A 15906-nucleotide genomic window follows, 5' to 3' on the forward strand; every position below is an offset into this window, starting at 1 on the left:
ATCTCCTCACACGCCGGCAAACGGCTGGAATTCGACCAATGCGCCCTCCGGCAGCACGTCCGTTTCGGCCGGCAGGAACATCAGGCCATGCGCCGTCGGCAAGCCGCCGACACGCGCGGAATGGGTGGCATTCTGGAAAGTCACGACCTCGCGCCCCAAGGCGTCGAACCCGACAATCGTCACCGGCCGGATCTCGCATCTCCCTGCCTTGCGGCGAATGCCATGGGCGGTCACGACGTGGCGCCGGCGGGGGCCGGAGACGGATTGACCGCAAAGCCGCCGCAGCACTGCCGTCCCGAAGAGTTGCCAGGTGACGAAGGCCGCAAGCGGATTGCCCGGCAGGCCAAGCCAGAGGGCGGAACCGAGACGACCGAACGCCACCGGCTTTCCGGGCTTGATGGCGACGCCGGCAAAGCGGATATCGGCCTCAAGCTCACCAAGGGCCGCGCGGACATGATCCTCCTCGCCAACCGAGAGGCCGCCGGAGGTCACGACAAGATCCGCGACACCGGCCATCCTGGCCAGCTGCAGCTTGAGACCGTCGCGACAGTCGGCGGAATGCTCCACGGCAACAAGCTCGACGGATGGACGTGCCAACTCGGCGCACAGCATCGGGGTATTGGTGTCCCAGATCTGCGCCGCCGAGCGCGTCGCGCCCGCCGTTCGGATCTCGTCCCCGGTGACCAGCAGCGCGACGCGGATCCGCCTGCGCACCCGGACGTCGCCGGCGCCCGCCGCTGCGCAAGCGGCAATTTCGCGGGGTCCAAGCGTATGGCCGGCGTCGACCACCGTTTCACCCGCCGCCATCTCGCTGCCCACGCGGCGGATGTTCGCGCCGATGTCGGGCCGCCGGTCGATGCGAACCCGGTTCGCGAGACGCTGCACCTGCTCCTGCATGACGACCGTATCCGCCCCTTCGGGCACGGGCGCGCCGGTGAAGATCCGGGCCGCTGCGCCGGTTGCGAGGGGCCGGCCCGCGTTTTGTCCCGCCGGAACGCGCGCCGACACGGCGAACGTCCAGGGTCCGTCTCCGGCCAAACCGGCCGCTTCAATCGCATAGCCGTCCATTGCCGCATTGTCGAACGGCGGCATCGCCGCTTGGGCGAAAACCGGCTCGCCCAGGGTACGGCCGAAGGCCTCGCCAAGAACAAGGCGCTCCGTCTCTCCGACCGGCGCTGTGACCTCCGAGATCCGGCGCAGCGCCTCATCGAGACTGATGAGGGAGCTGGTGTGTTCCGGCGCGTCGCATCCGCAACCGTCCGGCATGTGCTTGAGCAGGACCGTCATTCCACCGTCTCCTTCAGGAAATGTCCGGGTCCGACCGTGCAATCGAGATCGCGCAATCGGCCGTCCTTCAGTCCGTAGATCAGGCCGTGGATGCGCAGGTTCGTGCGACGTCGCCACGCCTTCTGGATGATCGGGGTTTCGGCGACCCGTCGAACGCCCTCGATCACGTTCAGTTCGGCCAGCCGGTCGCGCCGCGCGTCGATGTCCGCGCATTTGGCGAGATCCAGTGCATATGCGCGCGCAAGACGGCGAACCGGCTCCAGCCAGTGGTCGGCCAACCCGTGCGGCATGTCCTCGGTCGCCGCCTTCACGCCGCCGCATCCGTAGTGCCCGCAAACGATGATCTCGCGCACCTTCAACGCATCGACGGCGAATTCCAGCGCCGACAGGAGGTTCATGTCGGAGGAATGAACGACATTCGCCACATTGCGGTGGACGAAGACCTCGCCCGGATCGAGCCCGGCGACGACATTTGCCGGCACCCGGCTGTCGGAACAGCCGATCCAGAAGAATTCCGGCGTTTGCTGGGACGCAAGCCGCAGGAAATACCCCGGGTCCTCCGCCTTGCGCGCCTGCGACCAGACGCTGTTTCGCTCCAGCAGATCAGCCAGCATGTGTCGTCTCCGTCGGTCGGCCAAGCCCGCGGCGCTGTCTCATCCGCAAGGAAAGGGTGTGCAGGTCGCTGTCGGTCAGGCGCAGTCTTGCAAACGGGAGGATGATCGCGTTCTCGAAGATCAGATGGTTCCTGGTGTGGCCGACATAAGCGACCACACGCTCGCGCTCGTCCGGCGACAGGCCGTCCCCGCCGCGCTCCAGCCGCGCGAGCGCGGCTTCGACGGGCGGCGTCTGCGCATCGCTGCGCCGGTGGTCGCCGACAAGTCGGTCGATGGCCTTCCCGATCTCGTCCGGCGGTTCACACCGGCGCCTGAGCAGCGGAAACAGATCCTGTTCCTCGTCTTCCAGGTGAAGGGGAAGTTCGTCCCTCAAGAAACCAAGAACATGGGTCACCTCAAACGACCGCGGCACATCGGCAGTGGCGATCCTTTCGAGCATGGCGCAGATCTCCCGTTCACGCAGATGGTCCTCGTGGAAAAAGGCCAGCGGATCACTCAACAGCTCCGGATCGGTTGGCCGCAGACAATCGCTCCGCCGCCCGGTGTCTGCATGGCTGCGCATCGGCCCCTCCTTTCCCGCTAGGCCGGGCGCAGGTCGCACCCGGTGATTTCGGCGGACGCGACCAGAACGTTGACGAAGGCGCGGGCTTCTCGCGCCCAGGCGGCCTTCTCCATCGCCGCCGATATCTTGTCGCGCACCGCCTCGAACGGCAGCGTGGCCCCCGGTGCGACCGCATCCATGCGGATGACGTGCCAGCCGTGGCGCGTCGCAACCGGCTCGGGCGTGATATCGCCCTCCGACAGCCGGCGCAGCGCGGCCTCGAACTCCGGCACCGTATCGCCGGGACCGAGCTGGCCTAGCGCCCCGCTCGAGCCCCTGGAACCGCAATCGCTGTGGTTCGCCGCCAGCCGGGAGAACCCGGCCGGGTCGGCGAGCGCCTGCCGTGTCAGATCGAGCGCCCTCGCTTTGGCCGCTTCGGCCTGCGCTGTATCGGCGTGATCGCAGGCGACGAGGATGTGCGAGACCTCCCAAAGCGGCGGCGCGCGGAACCGTTCGGGGGCGCGCGCCCATTCGGCGCGGATCTCCGCGTCTGTCGGAGCCTCGATCTCGACGGCGATTTCCAGAAGCGCGCGGATGAGCGCTTCCTCTTCGGTCTCGAACCGGCCGGGCCCGACCTCTTCCGGCTCCGCGTCGAGCCCGCGACGCCGCGCGTCCTCAAGCAGGAGCGTGCGCAAGACGACGGCATTTGCCGCCTTCTTCCATGCCAGGCCGGGCTTGCCCCGGGGCGCCTCGTGGTTTTGCGCTTCGGCGGCGATGGTCCGGCTGTCGATCACCTGCCCGTTGACGCTGACCGTGGTTTCGATCGCCGACGGCGCCGTGGCCTCGCCGGCGACCGTTTGTCCGTTGACGGAAAAGACGGTTCTTGGATTGGCACTCATGGTTGTCACTCCGCTGGCGTGGAGGGTGCGGAACCGGGCGCTCCGGCGGCCGCCGGGCGCGCACCGGGCTCACGGCGCGGCGGCAGAGGGGTCTGCCGGCGCGAGCGGACGATCTGGTATCCCGGCCGGGCCAGCAGATACCGCACCGGCGCAGCGAAGCCGGAGAAGATGTGCACCAGCCGCGTAAACGGAAACAGGATGGTGATCAGGAGGCCGAGGAAGATGTGGGTCTTGTAGAGCCAGTGCACGTCGACGACCATCGCCCAGGCATTGAGGTTGAGCATCACCACGCTCTGCGACCAGGTCATGAAGCGAACCATCTCGGATCCGTCCATGTGCTGGAGCGTCAGGAAGATCGTGCCGAGGCCGATGAAGAGCTGCAGCCAGATCAGGACCAGAATGCCGATGTCGGCAAAGCTGGTGGTCTGCCAGATCCGCGGATCGGTGACCCGGCGGTGGATCAGCATCGATGCGCCGATAAGCGCGAACACGCCGGCGACGCCGCCGACCAGAACCGCCAGCCATTGCTTTAGCGCATAGGGCACGCCCAGCGCATCCAGCACCCAGATCGGCGTGAACAACCCGACGAGATGACCGAAGAAGACGACGATGATGCCGACATGGAAAAGGACCGATCCCCAGAACAGCTGCTTTTGCCGCAGGAGCTGGCTGGACGACGATTTCCAGGTGAAGGGATCGCGTTCATAGCGTGCGATGGAGCCGACGATCAGCACGGTCAGCGCGACATAGGGCATGATCCCGAAGATGAAGTAGTCGATATCGTAGCTTTCAAACATGTTCGTGATCTCCCTATTGGCCGGCGTGCCGCTGCGCCGGATCGACCGGCATGTCCATGCGCGAAAGCATGTCGCGCACCTGCGGGCATCCCGCATTGGGGTCGGGACCGAAACGCACTTCGCTCTCCTCCCAGACCTCGTCCAGCGCCTCCAGATCGTTCGGATCGACGTCGGGTTGGTCCAGAAGCTCCGCGACGGCGGCGCGGTTCACGCTGTCTCCGCTCAGTTGCAGAAGCGCGATGAAGACGGCGGCATAGGCGCTTTCCCGCCGCAAGAGCCGCTGGTTCAACGCGGCCAGGATGTGCGCGGCATCGGCAAGCGTCGCCCGCGCCTCGGTGAACGGCCGCGTTGCCAGGAACTCCAGCAACACCGGCAGGTGATCGGGGAGTTCGCAGGTCGCGGGATCAAAGCCCCCGTCCCGGTAGGTTTCCAGCAGGCTGACCATCGCCCCGCCCCTGTCCCGGCTCTCGCCGTGGACATGTTCGAACAGGTTCAGCGATAAGGTGCGTGACCGGTCGAAGAGGCTGACGTAACGCTCCTCAAGCTCGTAGATGTCGCGGCCGGCAAGTTCCTCCACGAAAGGACGCAGGTCCCGGCGCGCCGCTGCGGTCAGACGCGTGTCCGATGCCAGCACGGCGCCGATTTCCGGCATGGCCTGCTGCAATCCGCGCGTCGGATAGCTGAGGAGAAGCGAGAGGGCCTTCAGGGTGCGGTCCATCACATCACCTCCTTCGGCATTTTCAGGGGCTTCTTGGCGCCGCCGAACAGCGACCCCTTGGAGACGCCGGTGGAACAGCCATTGCCATCGGTGAACCCGCAGCCACCCTTGAGGTCGTAGGCATCCTCGACCTGTTCGCGGTGGGTGGTCGGGATCACGAAACGATCCTCGTAGTCCGCAAGGGCCATGATCTTGTACATGTCCTCGATCATGGCACCCGTCAGACCGACGCGTGCGGCGACCGCCTCGTCGTTGACGCCGTCCACCGTCTTGGCGCGCATGTAGGAGCGCATCGCAAGCATGCGTTCCAGGGCTGTCGCCACCGGAGCCTCGTCGCCTGCGGTGAGCATATTGGCGAGATACCGCAAGGGGATGCGCAGGTTGCGGACATCCGGCATGTCGCCGTCCATGCCGATGGCACCCGCCTCTGCCGCATTCTGGATCGGGCTGAGCGGCGGGATGTACCAGACCATCGGCAGTGTCCGGTATTCGGGATGCAGCGGAAAGGCGACCTTCCACTCCATCGCCATCTTCCAGATCGGGCTTTCCTGCGCAGCCTTGATCCAGTCTTCCGGAATGCCGTCGGCCCGTGCGGCCTCGATCACCGCCGGATCGTTCGGATCGAGGAAGACGCCGAGCTGGGCATCGTAGAGATCGGTCGTGTCCTCGGCGTTCGCCGCTTCCTCGATCTTGTCGGCGTCATAAAGCATCACGCCGAGATAGCGGATCCGCCCGACGCAGGTCTCCGAACAGACCGTCGGATTGCCGCTCTCGATGCGCGGATAGCACAAGGTGCACTTCTCCGACTTGCCGGTGGACCAGTTGTAATAGACCTTCTTGTAGGGACAGCCCGAGACGCACATGCGCCAGCCGCGGCATTTCTCCTGATCGATCAGGACGATGCCGTCTTCCTCGCGCTTGTAGATCGCCCCCGAGGGGCATGACGAGACGCAGGTCGGATTGAGGCAGTGCTCGCACAGACGGGGGAGATACATCATGAAGGTGTTCTCGTATTCCCCGTAGATCTCCTTCTGGATGCCCTCGAAATTGTAGTCCTGCGAGCGCTTGGAGAATTCGCCGCCCAGGATCTCCTCCCAGTTCGGCCCCTTCTCGATCTTCTCGATCCGCTCGCCGGTGATCTTCGAGCGCGGGCGCGCGGTCGGAAACGCCTCCATCTCGGGAGCCGATTTCAGGTGGTCGTAGTCGAAGTCGAACGGCTCGTAGTAGTCGTCGATCTCCGGCATGTTCGGATTGGCGAAGATGTTCGCCAGGATCCGCCACTTCGAGCCCTGCCTGGGCTGGAGCTTGCCGGATTTCGTCCGCTCCCAGCCGCCTTTCCAGCGCGCCTGGTTTTCCCAGTCCGTCGGATAGCCGGTGCCCGGCTTGGTTTCCACGTTGTTGAACCAGGCGTATTCGACGCCGTCGCGGCTGGTCCAGACGTTCTTGCAGGTGACGGAGCAGGTGTGGCACCCGATGCATTTGTCGAGGTTCAGCACCATGCCGATTTGCGCACGGATTCTCATTCTGCGGCCTCCTTCGCGGTCGCTTCGCCGTCGAGCCAGTCGACTTTCTGCATCTTGCGGACGATGACGAACTCGTCCCGGTTCGATCCGACGGTGCCGTAGTAGTTGAACCCGTAGGATTGCTGGGCGTAGCCGCCGATCATGTGGGTGGGCTTGAGCACGGCGCGCGTGACGGAGTTGTGGATCCCGCCGCGCTTGCCGGTCTTCTCCGATCCGGGCGTGTTCACGATCTTTTCCTGAGCGTGATACATGAACGTCGTGCCGTCCTTGATCCGCTGTGAGACCACGGCCCGGGCGGTCAGCGCCCCGTTGATGTTGTAGAGTTCCACCCAGTCGTTATCGACGACGCCAGCGGTCTTCGCGTCGTTCTCCGAGATCCAGATCACCGGCCCGCCGCGATTGAGCGTCAGCATCAAAAGGTTGTCGGTATAGGTGGAGTGGATGCCCCATTTCTGGTGCGGCGTGATGAAGTTCAGCACCACATGCGGCGTGCCGTCGCGCGCCTCGTCGTTGATCTCCGCTCCGACGGTCTTCAGGTCGACCGGCGGCCGGTAGGACATGAAGCCCTCCCCGAAAGCGCGCATCCACAGGTGGTCCTGATAGAGCTGCTGACGCCCGGTCAGCGTGCGCCAGGGGATCAGCTCATGCACGTTGGTGTAGCCGGCGTTGTAGCTGACCTTCTCGCTTTCGATGCCGGACCATGTCGGCGACGAGATGATCTTGCGCGGCTGGGCCGCGATGTCGTTGAAGCGGATCTTGTTGTGATGCTCGCCGTCGGCGAGATGCGTGTGCGCCCGCCCGGTCGCCTTCTCCAGAGCCTGCCACGCCTTGACCGCGACCTCGCCATTGGTTTCCGGCGCCAGCATGAGGATCACTTCGCAGGCGTCGATCGCCGTTTCGATCTTCGGACGGCCGGCGGCCGGCCCCTTGGTCTGCACGCCGTTCAGGGCGGCGAGATTGTCGATCTCGTCCTGGGTGTTCCAGCTGATCCCCTTGCCGCCGTTGCCGAGCGTGTCCATGAGCGGGCCCAGCGCGACGAACCGGTCATAGATCGCGGTGTAGTCGCGTTCGACGGCGATGAAATTCGGCGCCGTCTTGCCCGGGATCAGGTCACATTCGCCCTTGGCCCAGTCCTTGACCTGATCCTGCGCGATCTCGGCGGGCGTATCGTGCAGGATCGGAAGCGCGACGACGTCGGTTTCCTTGCCGAGGACCTCCGGCGCGACGTCCTGGACCTTGCGGGCAATGGATTTGAAGATCTCCCAGTCGGACTTGCTCTCGTAGGCCGGATCCACCGCCGCCTGCAGCGGATGGATGAACGGATGCATGTCCGAGGTGTTCATGTCGTCCTTCTCGTACCAACTGGCCGTCGGCAGGACGATGTCGGAGTAGACGCAGGTGGTGGACATGCGGAAGTCTATGGTCACCAGAAGGTCGAGCTTTCCGCGCGGCCCCTCCTTGTGCCATTTCGCCTCCCTGGGGAGCTGGCGCCCCTCCTCGCCCAAGTCCTTGCCCATCACCCCGTGATCGGTGCCGAGCAGGTGCTTGAGGAAATACTCGTGCCCCTTGCCCGAGGACCCCAACAGGTTCGACCGCCAGACGAACAGGTTGCGCGGCCAGTTCGCCGGATCGTCCGGATCCTGGCACGACATCTCCAGATCGCCGGACTTGAGCTGCTCGGCGACATAGGTTGCGACATCCTTGCCCGCCGCCTTGGCGGCTTTTGCGACCTCCAGCGGATTGGTCTTGAGCTGCGGGGCGGAGGGCAGCCATCCCATGCGCTCGGCGCGGATGTTGTAGTCGATCAGGCTCGCATCCCAGTCGCCCTCCGGCGCGGTCGGCGACAGGATTTCGGACGCGGCCAGCGTCTCGTAGCGCCACTGGTCGGTGTGCGCGTACCACGCGCTGGTCGAGTTCATGTGCCGCGGCGGACGGCTCCAGTCGAGGGCGAAGGCCAAGGGCTGCCAGCCCGTCTGCGGCCGCAGCTTCTCCTGGCCCACGTAATGCGCCCAGCCGCCGCCGGACTGGCCGACGCAGCCGCACATCACCAGCATGTTGATGACGCCGCGATAGTTCATGTCCATGTGGAACCAGTGGTTCATCGCGGCGCCAATGATGATCATCGACTTGCCGTTGGTCTTCTCCGCGTTTCTGGCGAACTCGCGCGCGACATGGATGATCTTGTCGGCGGACACGCCGGTGATCTTCTCCGCCCAGGCCGGCGTGCCGGGCATGTCGTCGGCATAATCGCCGGTCACCCAGTCTCCGCCCAGGCCCCGGTCGAGGCCGTAGTTGGCGCAGAACAGGTCGAACACCGTCGCGACCACGATCTCGCCGTCCGGCGTTTGCACGCGCTTGACGGGAATGTTCCGCGTCAGGACCTTCGGGTGCTTGGCGTCGGTCCGGAACTGGCCGATCGCCTCGCCGCCGAAGTAGGGGAAGTCGACGCCGACGACATCGTCGTGATCCTCCTCAAGGACGAGGCTGAGTTTCAGCTTCGTGTCGGCCGTGCCGGCCCGTTCCTCGAGGTTCCATTCGCCGTGTTCGCCCCAGCGGTATCCGATGGACCCGTTCGGCGCGACCAGACCGTTCGACACCTCGTCGAAGGCCACGGTCTTCCATTCCGGATTGTTGGCTTCGCCGAGCTTGCCGTCGAGATCGTCGGCCCGCAGGAAGCGGCCGGGTACCATCTTGCCGTCCGTCTCGTCGAGCCGGACCAGCATCGGGAAATCTGAATAGCGGCGACAATAGTCTTCGAAATACTCCGTCTGCCGGTCGAGATGGAATTCGCGCAGGATCACGTGGCCGAACGCCATGGCGAGCGCTGCGTCGGTGCCCTGTTTCGCGTTCAGCCAGACGTCGCCGAACTTGGCGGCCTCGGAGTAATCGGGGCAGATCACCGCGGACTTGGTGCCCTTGTAGCGCGCCTCCGTGTAGAAATGCGCATCCGGCGTGCGCGTCTGGGGCACATTCGACCCCCACAGCAGCAGATAGCCGGCGTTATACCAGTCCGCGCTTTCGGGAACGTCCGTCTGCTCGCCCCAGGTCATCGGGCTTGCCGGCGGCAGGTCGCAATACCAGTCGTAGAAGCTCATGCAGACGCCGCCGAGCAGGCTCAGATAGCGCGAGCCGGCGGCGTAGCTGACCATTGACATCGCCGGGATCGGCGAAAACCCGAAGACGCGGTCCGGCCCGTAGGTCTTGGCGGTATAGGCATTGGCGGCGGCGACGATCTCCGTCGCCTCGTCCCAGGTGGCGCGCACGAAGCCGCCCTTGCCGCGTGTCTCGACATAGGAGGCACGCAGGACCGGATCGTTCTGCAGCCTGGTCCAGGCCTCGACCGGGCTCAGGTTTTGACGCAGCTCGCGCCAGACCTTCATCAACCGGCCGCGCACCAGAGGGTTCTTCACCCGGTTGGCGCTGTAGAGGTACCAGGAATAGGACGCCCCGCGCGCGCAGCCCCGCGGCTCGTGGTTCGGCAGGTCCGGGCGGGTGCGCGGATAGTCCGTCTGCTGGGTTTCCCAGGTGACGATGCCGGACTTCACATAGATCTTCCAGGAACACGATCCCGTGCAGTTCACCCCATGGGTCGAGCGCACGATCTTGTCGTGCCGCCAGCGGTTCCGGTAGGTGTCCTCCCAGTCGCGGCTTTCGCGGGTGACCTGACCGTGGCCGTTGGAGAATGTGTCCAGCTGCTTGGGCGTCAGGAAGTTCAGTCTGTCGAGCAAGTGGCTCATATCGTCATCTCCTGTGGCTCCCCGGCGCGCGCGGGCCGCGCAACCGGGGGCATGGATGGGTCAGCACGGCACCGGTGCGTTCTTGCGGCTGTAGAAGATCCAGGTGATCGCGATGCAGACCACGTAGAAGGCGAGGAAGCCCCACAGCGCGCCGTTGGGGGCGCCCGTCATCGAAATCGACGTGCCGTAGGCCTTGGGAATGAAGAAGGCCCCATAGGCGGCGATCGCCGAGGTGAAGGCGATGATCGCGGCGCTCTCGCGCTCGGACTGCTTCAGGGTCGCGGCCGCGTCCAGCTCCGGCATCAGCCGCGGGACTTCCCGGCGCATGATCGTCGGGATCATCTGGAAGGTGGAGGCATTGCCCACCCCGGTCAGGAAAAAGAGCGCCATGAAGCAGGCGAAGAAGCCCCAGAAGTTTCCGGTCGGGCTGGCCGCCGAGGGCAGGAACTGCAGCACGCCCCACACCGCGACGATCATGCCGAGGAACGTCCAGAAGGTGACGCGCCCGCCGCCGAAGCGGTCGGAGACCCAGCCCGTGGCCGCACGGCTCAGCGCTCCGACCAGCGGGCCGAGGAAAGCGTATTGCAGGACGTTCACATCCGGAAACTGCGTCTTCATCAAGAGCGGAAAGCCGGCGGCATAGCCGATGAAGCTGCCGAAAGTGCCGGTGTAGAGAATGCACATCACCCAGTTGTGGAACCGCTTGAAGATCACCGCCTGGTCCCTGAAGGAGGCCTTGGCGTCGGCGATGTCGTTCATGCCGAACCATGCGGCGACGGCGCTGAGCACGATGAACGGCACCCAGATGAAGCCGGCGTTCTGGATCCAGAGTTGGCTGCCGTCCTCAAGCGTGACGGGCTCGCCGCCGAGCGCGCCGAAAACCCCGGCGGTGATCACCATCGGCACGACGAACTGCATCACCGACACGCCGAGATTGCCGAGACCGGCGTTCAGCGCCAGGGCATTGCCCTTGGTTTTCTTCGGGTAGAAATAGGCGATGTTGGCCATCGACGAGGCGAAGTTGCCGCCGCCGAAACCGCACATCAGGGCAAGCGCCAGGAACACCGTGTAGGGCGTCTCGGGGTTCTGCACCGCAAAGCCGATCCCGAGCGCCGGCAAAAGCAGCGTGGCTGTTGAGATCGCGGTCCATTTCCGGCCACCGAAGATCGGGATCATGAAGCTGTAGAAGATCCTGAGCGTCGCGCCGGACAGGCCCGGCAGCGCGGCAAGCCAGAACAATTGTCCGGTCGAATAGTCGAAGCCGATGGCCGGGAGCTTGGCGACCACGACCGACCAGACCATCCAGACCGAAAAGGCCAGCAGCAGGTTGGGGATCGAGATCCAGAGATTGCGGGTTGCGATGGCATGGCCCTTGGCCTTCCAGAAGGCCTCGTCCTCGGGCCGCCAGTCGGTCAGGGTCGGGCCCGGCCGAGCGGCATTGGCGTTGGTGATTGTCATGGGGTCGGTCCTTTCAGACGCGGATTGCGGGGGGCGGCCGGACCCGGTCGGGGCGGCCGCCGGCCTCTCAACTCAGGCCGCCGGCTGGGTGGCCGAACGGGACGGGCGCGAGGCGCGCGGCTCCGGAGCGGGGTGCGGCTCCTGCGGCACGTCGGAGAGGAAGGTCTCCTCCGCCAGGCCCGGATGACGGGCACGCTCCATGCGCCGGATGGCGACATGCATCCACACGGTGGAAATCGCGACGATGACGAAGAGCAGCATGAAGGGAGCGGTCCACACGCCGGTCAGATCGAGCAGCACGCCGAAGGCGATCGGCAGGAAGAACCCGCCCAGGCCGCCGATCATCCCCACCAGACCGCCGACCGAGCCGACGTGATGCGGGTAGTAGACCGGGATGTGCTTGTAGACGGCCGCCTTGCCGAGGCTCATCAGGAAGCCGAGGATCACCGTCATCGCGACGAACACGCCGACGGACAGTCCGAAGCTGAACTCGATCGGCCCGGTGATACCCTGCACGACGTAGCTCGTCTGCGGGTAGCTCATGATGAAGAGGATCGCGAGCGAGCCGATGAACGTCAGATACATCACGAAGCGCGCGCCCCACTTGTCGGACATCCATCCGCCAAGCGCGCGAAAGACGGACCCGGGCAGCGAGTAGAGACCTGCGAAGACACCGGCGGTGGTCAGCGCCATCCCGTAGGCGCCGACGTAGTAGCGCGGCAGGAAACTGGCCAGCGCGACGAAGGCGCCGAAGACGAAGAAGTAATAGGTCGCGAAACGCCAGACCTGAATGTTCCGCAAAGGCTCCAGCATCGATCCCGCCGATACCGGGCCGGCGCCCGAGCGTTTGCGCTCCTCCTGCACCGGATCCGTCTTGGCCAGCAGGTAGAAGAGCACCGCAACGACGGCGAGAACGATGGCATAGACGCGCGCGGTCCCCTCCCAGCCGAGGGCAACGACCAGAAAGGGCGCGGCGAAATTCGTCACGGCGGCGCCGACATTGCCCGCCCCGAAGATCCCGAGCGCGGTGCCCTGGTGTTCCTTGTCGAACCAGCGCGAGGTATAGGCCACGCCGACGATGAAGGACCCGCCGGCCAAGCCGAGACCAAGGGCGGCGATGAGGAAGACCTCGTAGGTCTGAACGCTGGTCAGCAACCAGACCGCGACGGCCGTGATCAGCATCTGCAGCGGAAACATGATCCGCCCGCCGAACTGCTCGGTCCAGACGCCGAGGAAGATCCGGCTTACCGATCCGGTGAGGATCGGGGTTGCGACCAGCAAGCCGAATTGCGTGTCATTCAGCCCCAGGTCCTGCTTGATCTGGACCCCGATGATCGAAAAGATCGTCCACACCGCAAAGCAGACCGTGAAGGCGAAGGTGCTGAGTCCCAGGGCCCGGTACTGATCCGAGCGTGTGACGCCGTCGAGTGTGTGCATGAGCTGCCTCTCCCAACCTGTGTGCCCGCGCGTTGACCCGCGACAGGCGTAGGAAGAGAACTGCGGGACAAAACGGTCTTGCTGATTGATCCAAGTCAATCGGGCGGAAAAAGTCTATATAAATAAATGACTTGCAGAATATTATCATGTCTTAGACATCCGGTGATCAAGGCGGGTTGAAACGCCGGTCAATTTGACGCTTGATAATTGTCAAATCTTCGGACGCTGTCAGTGAGGGAAGCCACGTGCACAAAGAGATGCCCGAGTCGGATTATCCGGACATCCGGGAACTCCATTTGTTTTCGGACATGGCGCATGACAACTTCATGGCGCTGATGCGCGGAGCCTATGTGCAGGCCTTCCCGCCCCAGATCGAATTGATCACCGAGGGCGACCCAAGCGATTTCCTGCATATCGTTCTCACTGGCTCGGTCGATCTGTTTTGCAGTTGGAACGGACGCGAGACCAGCATGGCGACCGTCCGCCCGATCTCCACGTTCATTCTTGCCGCGACAATCCGCGATGCGCCCAATCTCATGTCTGCGCGAACGCTGGAGAAGAGCCGCATTGTGCTGATCCCGAGTCAGGACGTCCGCGCCATCTTCAACGTGGACAACAGCTTTGCGCGCGCGATCGTTGCCGAGTTGGCCCAATGCTACCGATCCGTCATCAAGAGCCAGAAGGATCTGAAACTCAGAACATCGCTTGAGCGTCTTGCGAATTTTCTTCTACGGCAGCAAAAACGCGCCGCCGGGGAAGCCGGCTTCGATCTGCCCTTCGAGAAACGGCGGCTTGCGTCCTTTCTCGGCATGACACCCGAGAATCTGAGCCGTGCCTTCAAGGGGCTTCAGCCCTATGGAGTCACCGTGACAGGCACCCGCATCACAATCGCAGACCAGAGCGATCTGGAGAAATTCGCAAAGCCCAGTCCGTTGATCGACGATCATTCGACCTGACCGCCGGCAAGCGGTCACCGGCCGCCCGAACTAGGACAGCGGACTGACGCCGAAGAGCCACGGATGCGCCAGGAGAAGCGCCGCATATAGCGCAAGTCCGGCACCAAGGCGCAGCAAGAGCTGCGTCCAGGAAGCCGGTTGGGAGATTACGGGTCGCGCCGCGATGCGGTCCCGGAGCCTGTGCCATCGCGCCCCCAGTTCCCGCTGTTTGCGGCGGTCGACCAGCCGCCCGCCGATCAGGGCAAAGCCCGCAAAGCTGCCGAACAGCAGCACATGGGCCAGATCGCCGTTCGGAATCAGATGCGCCGTGGCCCATAGCGCCAGCGCCAGCAGGAGCGGATGGCGAACAAGCCGCAGTATGCCGGGACGCTCGGGGTCGAAGCGGTCGTCAGCCCCTCCGCCGAAAGACAAAGGGTTCGGGCGCGTGATGGACAGGCCCAGGATCAGGCAGACAAGCAACATCAGCACCAGCGTCACATGGTTCTGCCAGGGTGCCCAATACCACAGCGGGATGTGGGGCGCGCGACCGGCAGCGGCGATGAGCCAGGCGAGGACGCCCAGGGAGAGCGCCGAATAGGCCAGCGTGAAGCCGCGCGGCCCGAGCCGGGTGATCAGGATCGGGCGGAGCGGCGGGCGGATCGGCACGGAATGCGTCACCAGAAACACCGCAAAGGCGAGTGCGAATTCCGCCCAGTCGGCCATCTGCGCCCCCTACCCGGCCTTGGCCGGCGGACGCTGGAGCAGAGAGGGGCCGTAGACGGCCGCATATCCGGCGAAGGCCAATAGCCAAAGACCGGCGGACACCGCATAGAGGAGCATTGCCTCTTCCGGCCAAAGGGCCGTCGCGACCCGCGCCAGCACCGAGATCGCAAGCGCTGCGTAGATCGCGACCGTCGCGCCGGACGCGCGCAAGGCACGCCCGGTGTGGCCCAGGGTTGCCCGCGTCATGACGGCCAGTGTCATCATGCCGATGGCACCGCCCGTCCACAGATGCTGCGCCGCCGTCCGTCCGAGCGTGTCTTCCCACAGGATCGCGGCTCCCAGAAGCAGCGCGCCAAGCGGCAGGAAGGCGTAGCCCGCGTGCAGCACCGTCACCAGAGGCTCGGCGAAGGTCCGGTCACCGGCCCATCGCGCAAGGCGGGCGAGGTGCAGCGCTCCGGCTACGATCAGGGCGGCTCCGGCGAAGGCACTGAGCGGCGCCGCGATCCACAAGAGCAGCGCCAGCAGCAGCGCCGCAAGCGCCAGCTTGTCGAACCGCTGCATGGGCGGAACGGGCAAGCGTCCGGGTTTGCGTTTCGCGAGCCAGTTGCGGGTGAACGAGGGAATGATGCGCCCGCCGATCACCGCGATCATCATGAGGGCTGCACCGAGACCGATCCGCAATCCGGTGCCGCCGGCGGCATAGCCGCCCTGTGCGGCCTCCCAGTGAAACACGGCATTGCCGAGAATGAAGACCGCGAGCATGCCGATCACGACCAGATTGCGCCAGTTCCTGCCCGCGACGATCTCCCGCCCGATTGCCAAGGCGAAGACCACCGGAAAGGCAAGGTCAATGGCGGCGACGAGACCAGGCGACAGCCCGGCCGAGAAAGCGACGGCGATGCGCCCCGAAAGCCAGATCAGCGCGAGAATGCCCAGCCGCCAGCCGACGATGGGCAGCCGCCCGGTCCAGTTCGGCACGGCTGTCAGCATGAAGCCTGCGACGACTGCTCCCAGATAGCCATAGAGAAACGCATGAGCATGCCAGGACACCGGGTCGAAGGCCGTCGGCAGCGTGATCGCACCGGCGAGCATCGCCATCCAGAGACCCATGGCGAGCGCGGCCCAAAGCGCCGCGCCAAGAAAGAACGGACGAAACCCGTAGCTCAGGAGCGCGCTCCCGCGCCAGGCACGCATTTGTGCGGCTGTCGAGGTCATCGCACAGCCTCCCGCATGAGCG

Annotated in this window: 11 protein-coding genes and 1 pseudogene; 1 reads left to right on the forward strand and 11 read right to left on the reverse strand. The window is 65.0% G+C overall.

What is annotated here, in order from left to right; genetic code table 11:
• Positions 1–6 precede the first annotated feature (6 nt).
• The 9 genes and pseudogenes from glp to LC092_RS21320 form a co-directional block, all read right to left on the reverse strand.
• On the reverse strand, positions 7–1287 hold the full coding sequence (gene glp, locus LC092_RS01155) for a gephyrin-like molybdotransferase Glp (protein ID WP_224804219.1): 1281 nt from the start codon (positions 1285–1287) through the stop codon (positions 7–9).
• Positions 1284–1901: a carbonic anhydrase gene (locus LC092_RS01160; RefSeq protein WP_224804221.1), complete on the reverse strand. Its 618-nt coding sequence runs from the start codon at positions 1899–1901 to the stop codon at positions 1284–1286. The genes glp and LC092_RS01160 overlap by 4 nt, the downstream gene beginning before the upstream one ends.
• Positions 1891–2502 (reverse strand): hemerythrin domain-containing protein, encoded by a 612-nt coding sequence (locus tag LC092_RS01165; protein WP_224804223.1) that lies wholly within the window; start codon positions 2500–2502, stop codon positions 1891–1893. The genes LC092_RS01160 and LC092_RS01165 overlap by 11 nt, the downstream gene beginning before the upstream one ends.
• Positions 2481–3341 (reverse strand): peptidylprolyl isomerase, encoded by an 861-nt coding sequence (locus LC092_RS01170; RefSeq protein WP_224804225.1) that lies wholly within the window; start codon positions 3339–3341, stop codon positions 2481–2483. Before LC092_RS01170 ends, LC092_RS01165 begins: the two co-directional genes overlap by 22 nt.
• 5 nt (positions 3342–3346) lie before the next feature.
• Complete coding sequence (narI, locus tag LC092_RS01175) at positions 3347–4138, reverse strand: respiratory nitrate reductase subunit gamma (protein ID WP_224804227.1); 792 nt, start codon at positions 4136–4138, stop codon at positions 3347–3349.
• A 13-nt stretch (positions 4139–4151) separates the two neighbouring features.
• Positions 4152–4856, reverse strand: a complete 705-nt coding sequence (gene narJ / locus LC092_RS01180; RefSeq protein ID WP_224804229.1) for a nitrate reductase molybdenum cofactor assembly chaperone — start codon at positions 4854–4856, stop codon at positions 4152–4154.
• The gene (gene narH / locus LC092_RS01185; RefSeq protein WP_224804231.1) at positions 4856–6379 is read right to left on the reverse strand and encodes a nitrate reductase subunit beta; all 1524 of its coding nucleotides are present in this window, start codon (positions 6377–6379) and stop codon (positions 4856–4858) included. Before narH ends, narJ begins: the two co-directional genes overlap by 1 nt.
• Positions 6376–10116, reverse strand: coding sequence for a nitrate reductase subunit alpha (locus LC092_RS01190; protein ID WP_224804233.1), 3741 nt, complete (start codon positions 10114–10116; stop codon positions 6376–6378). Before LC092_RS01190 ends, narH begins: the two co-directional genes overlap by 4 nt.
• Positions 10117–10176: 60 nt before the next feature.
• Positions 10177–13011, reverse strand: a pseudogene (locus LC092_RS21320) (nitrate/nitrite transporter).
• 200 nt (positions 13012–13211) lie between these two features.
• Between LC092_RS21320 and LC092_RS01205 the strand changes: the two are divergent.
• Complete coding sequence (locus LC092_RS01205) at positions 13212–13967, forward strand: helix-turn-helix domain-containing protein (protein WP_224804239.1); 756 nt, start codon at positions 13212–13214, stop codon at positions 13965–13967.
• Positions 13968–13997: 30 nt separating this feature from the next.
• On the opposite strand, the gene LC092_RS01210 is transcribed toward LC092_RS01205, so the two are convergent.
• A complete protein-coding gene (locus LC092_RS01210; RefSeq protein WP_224804240.1) occupies positions 13998–14669 on the reverse strand; it encodes an NnrU family protein in 672 nt (223 codons plus the stop codon).
• A 9-nt stretch (positions 14670–14678) separates the two neighbouring features.
• On the reverse strand, positions 14679–15884 hold the full coding sequence (locus LC092_RS01215; protein ID WP_224804242.1) for an NnrS family protein: 1206 nt from the start codon (positions 15882–15884) through the stop codon (positions 14679–14681).
• Between the last annotated feature and the right edge of the window lie 22 nt (positions 15885–15906).

Source organism: Stappia stellulata (assembly GCF_020176715.1).
In the GTDB taxonomy this organism is placed as follows: domain Bacteria; phylum Pseudomonadota; class Alphaproteobacteria; order Rhizobiales; family Stappiaceae; genus Stappia.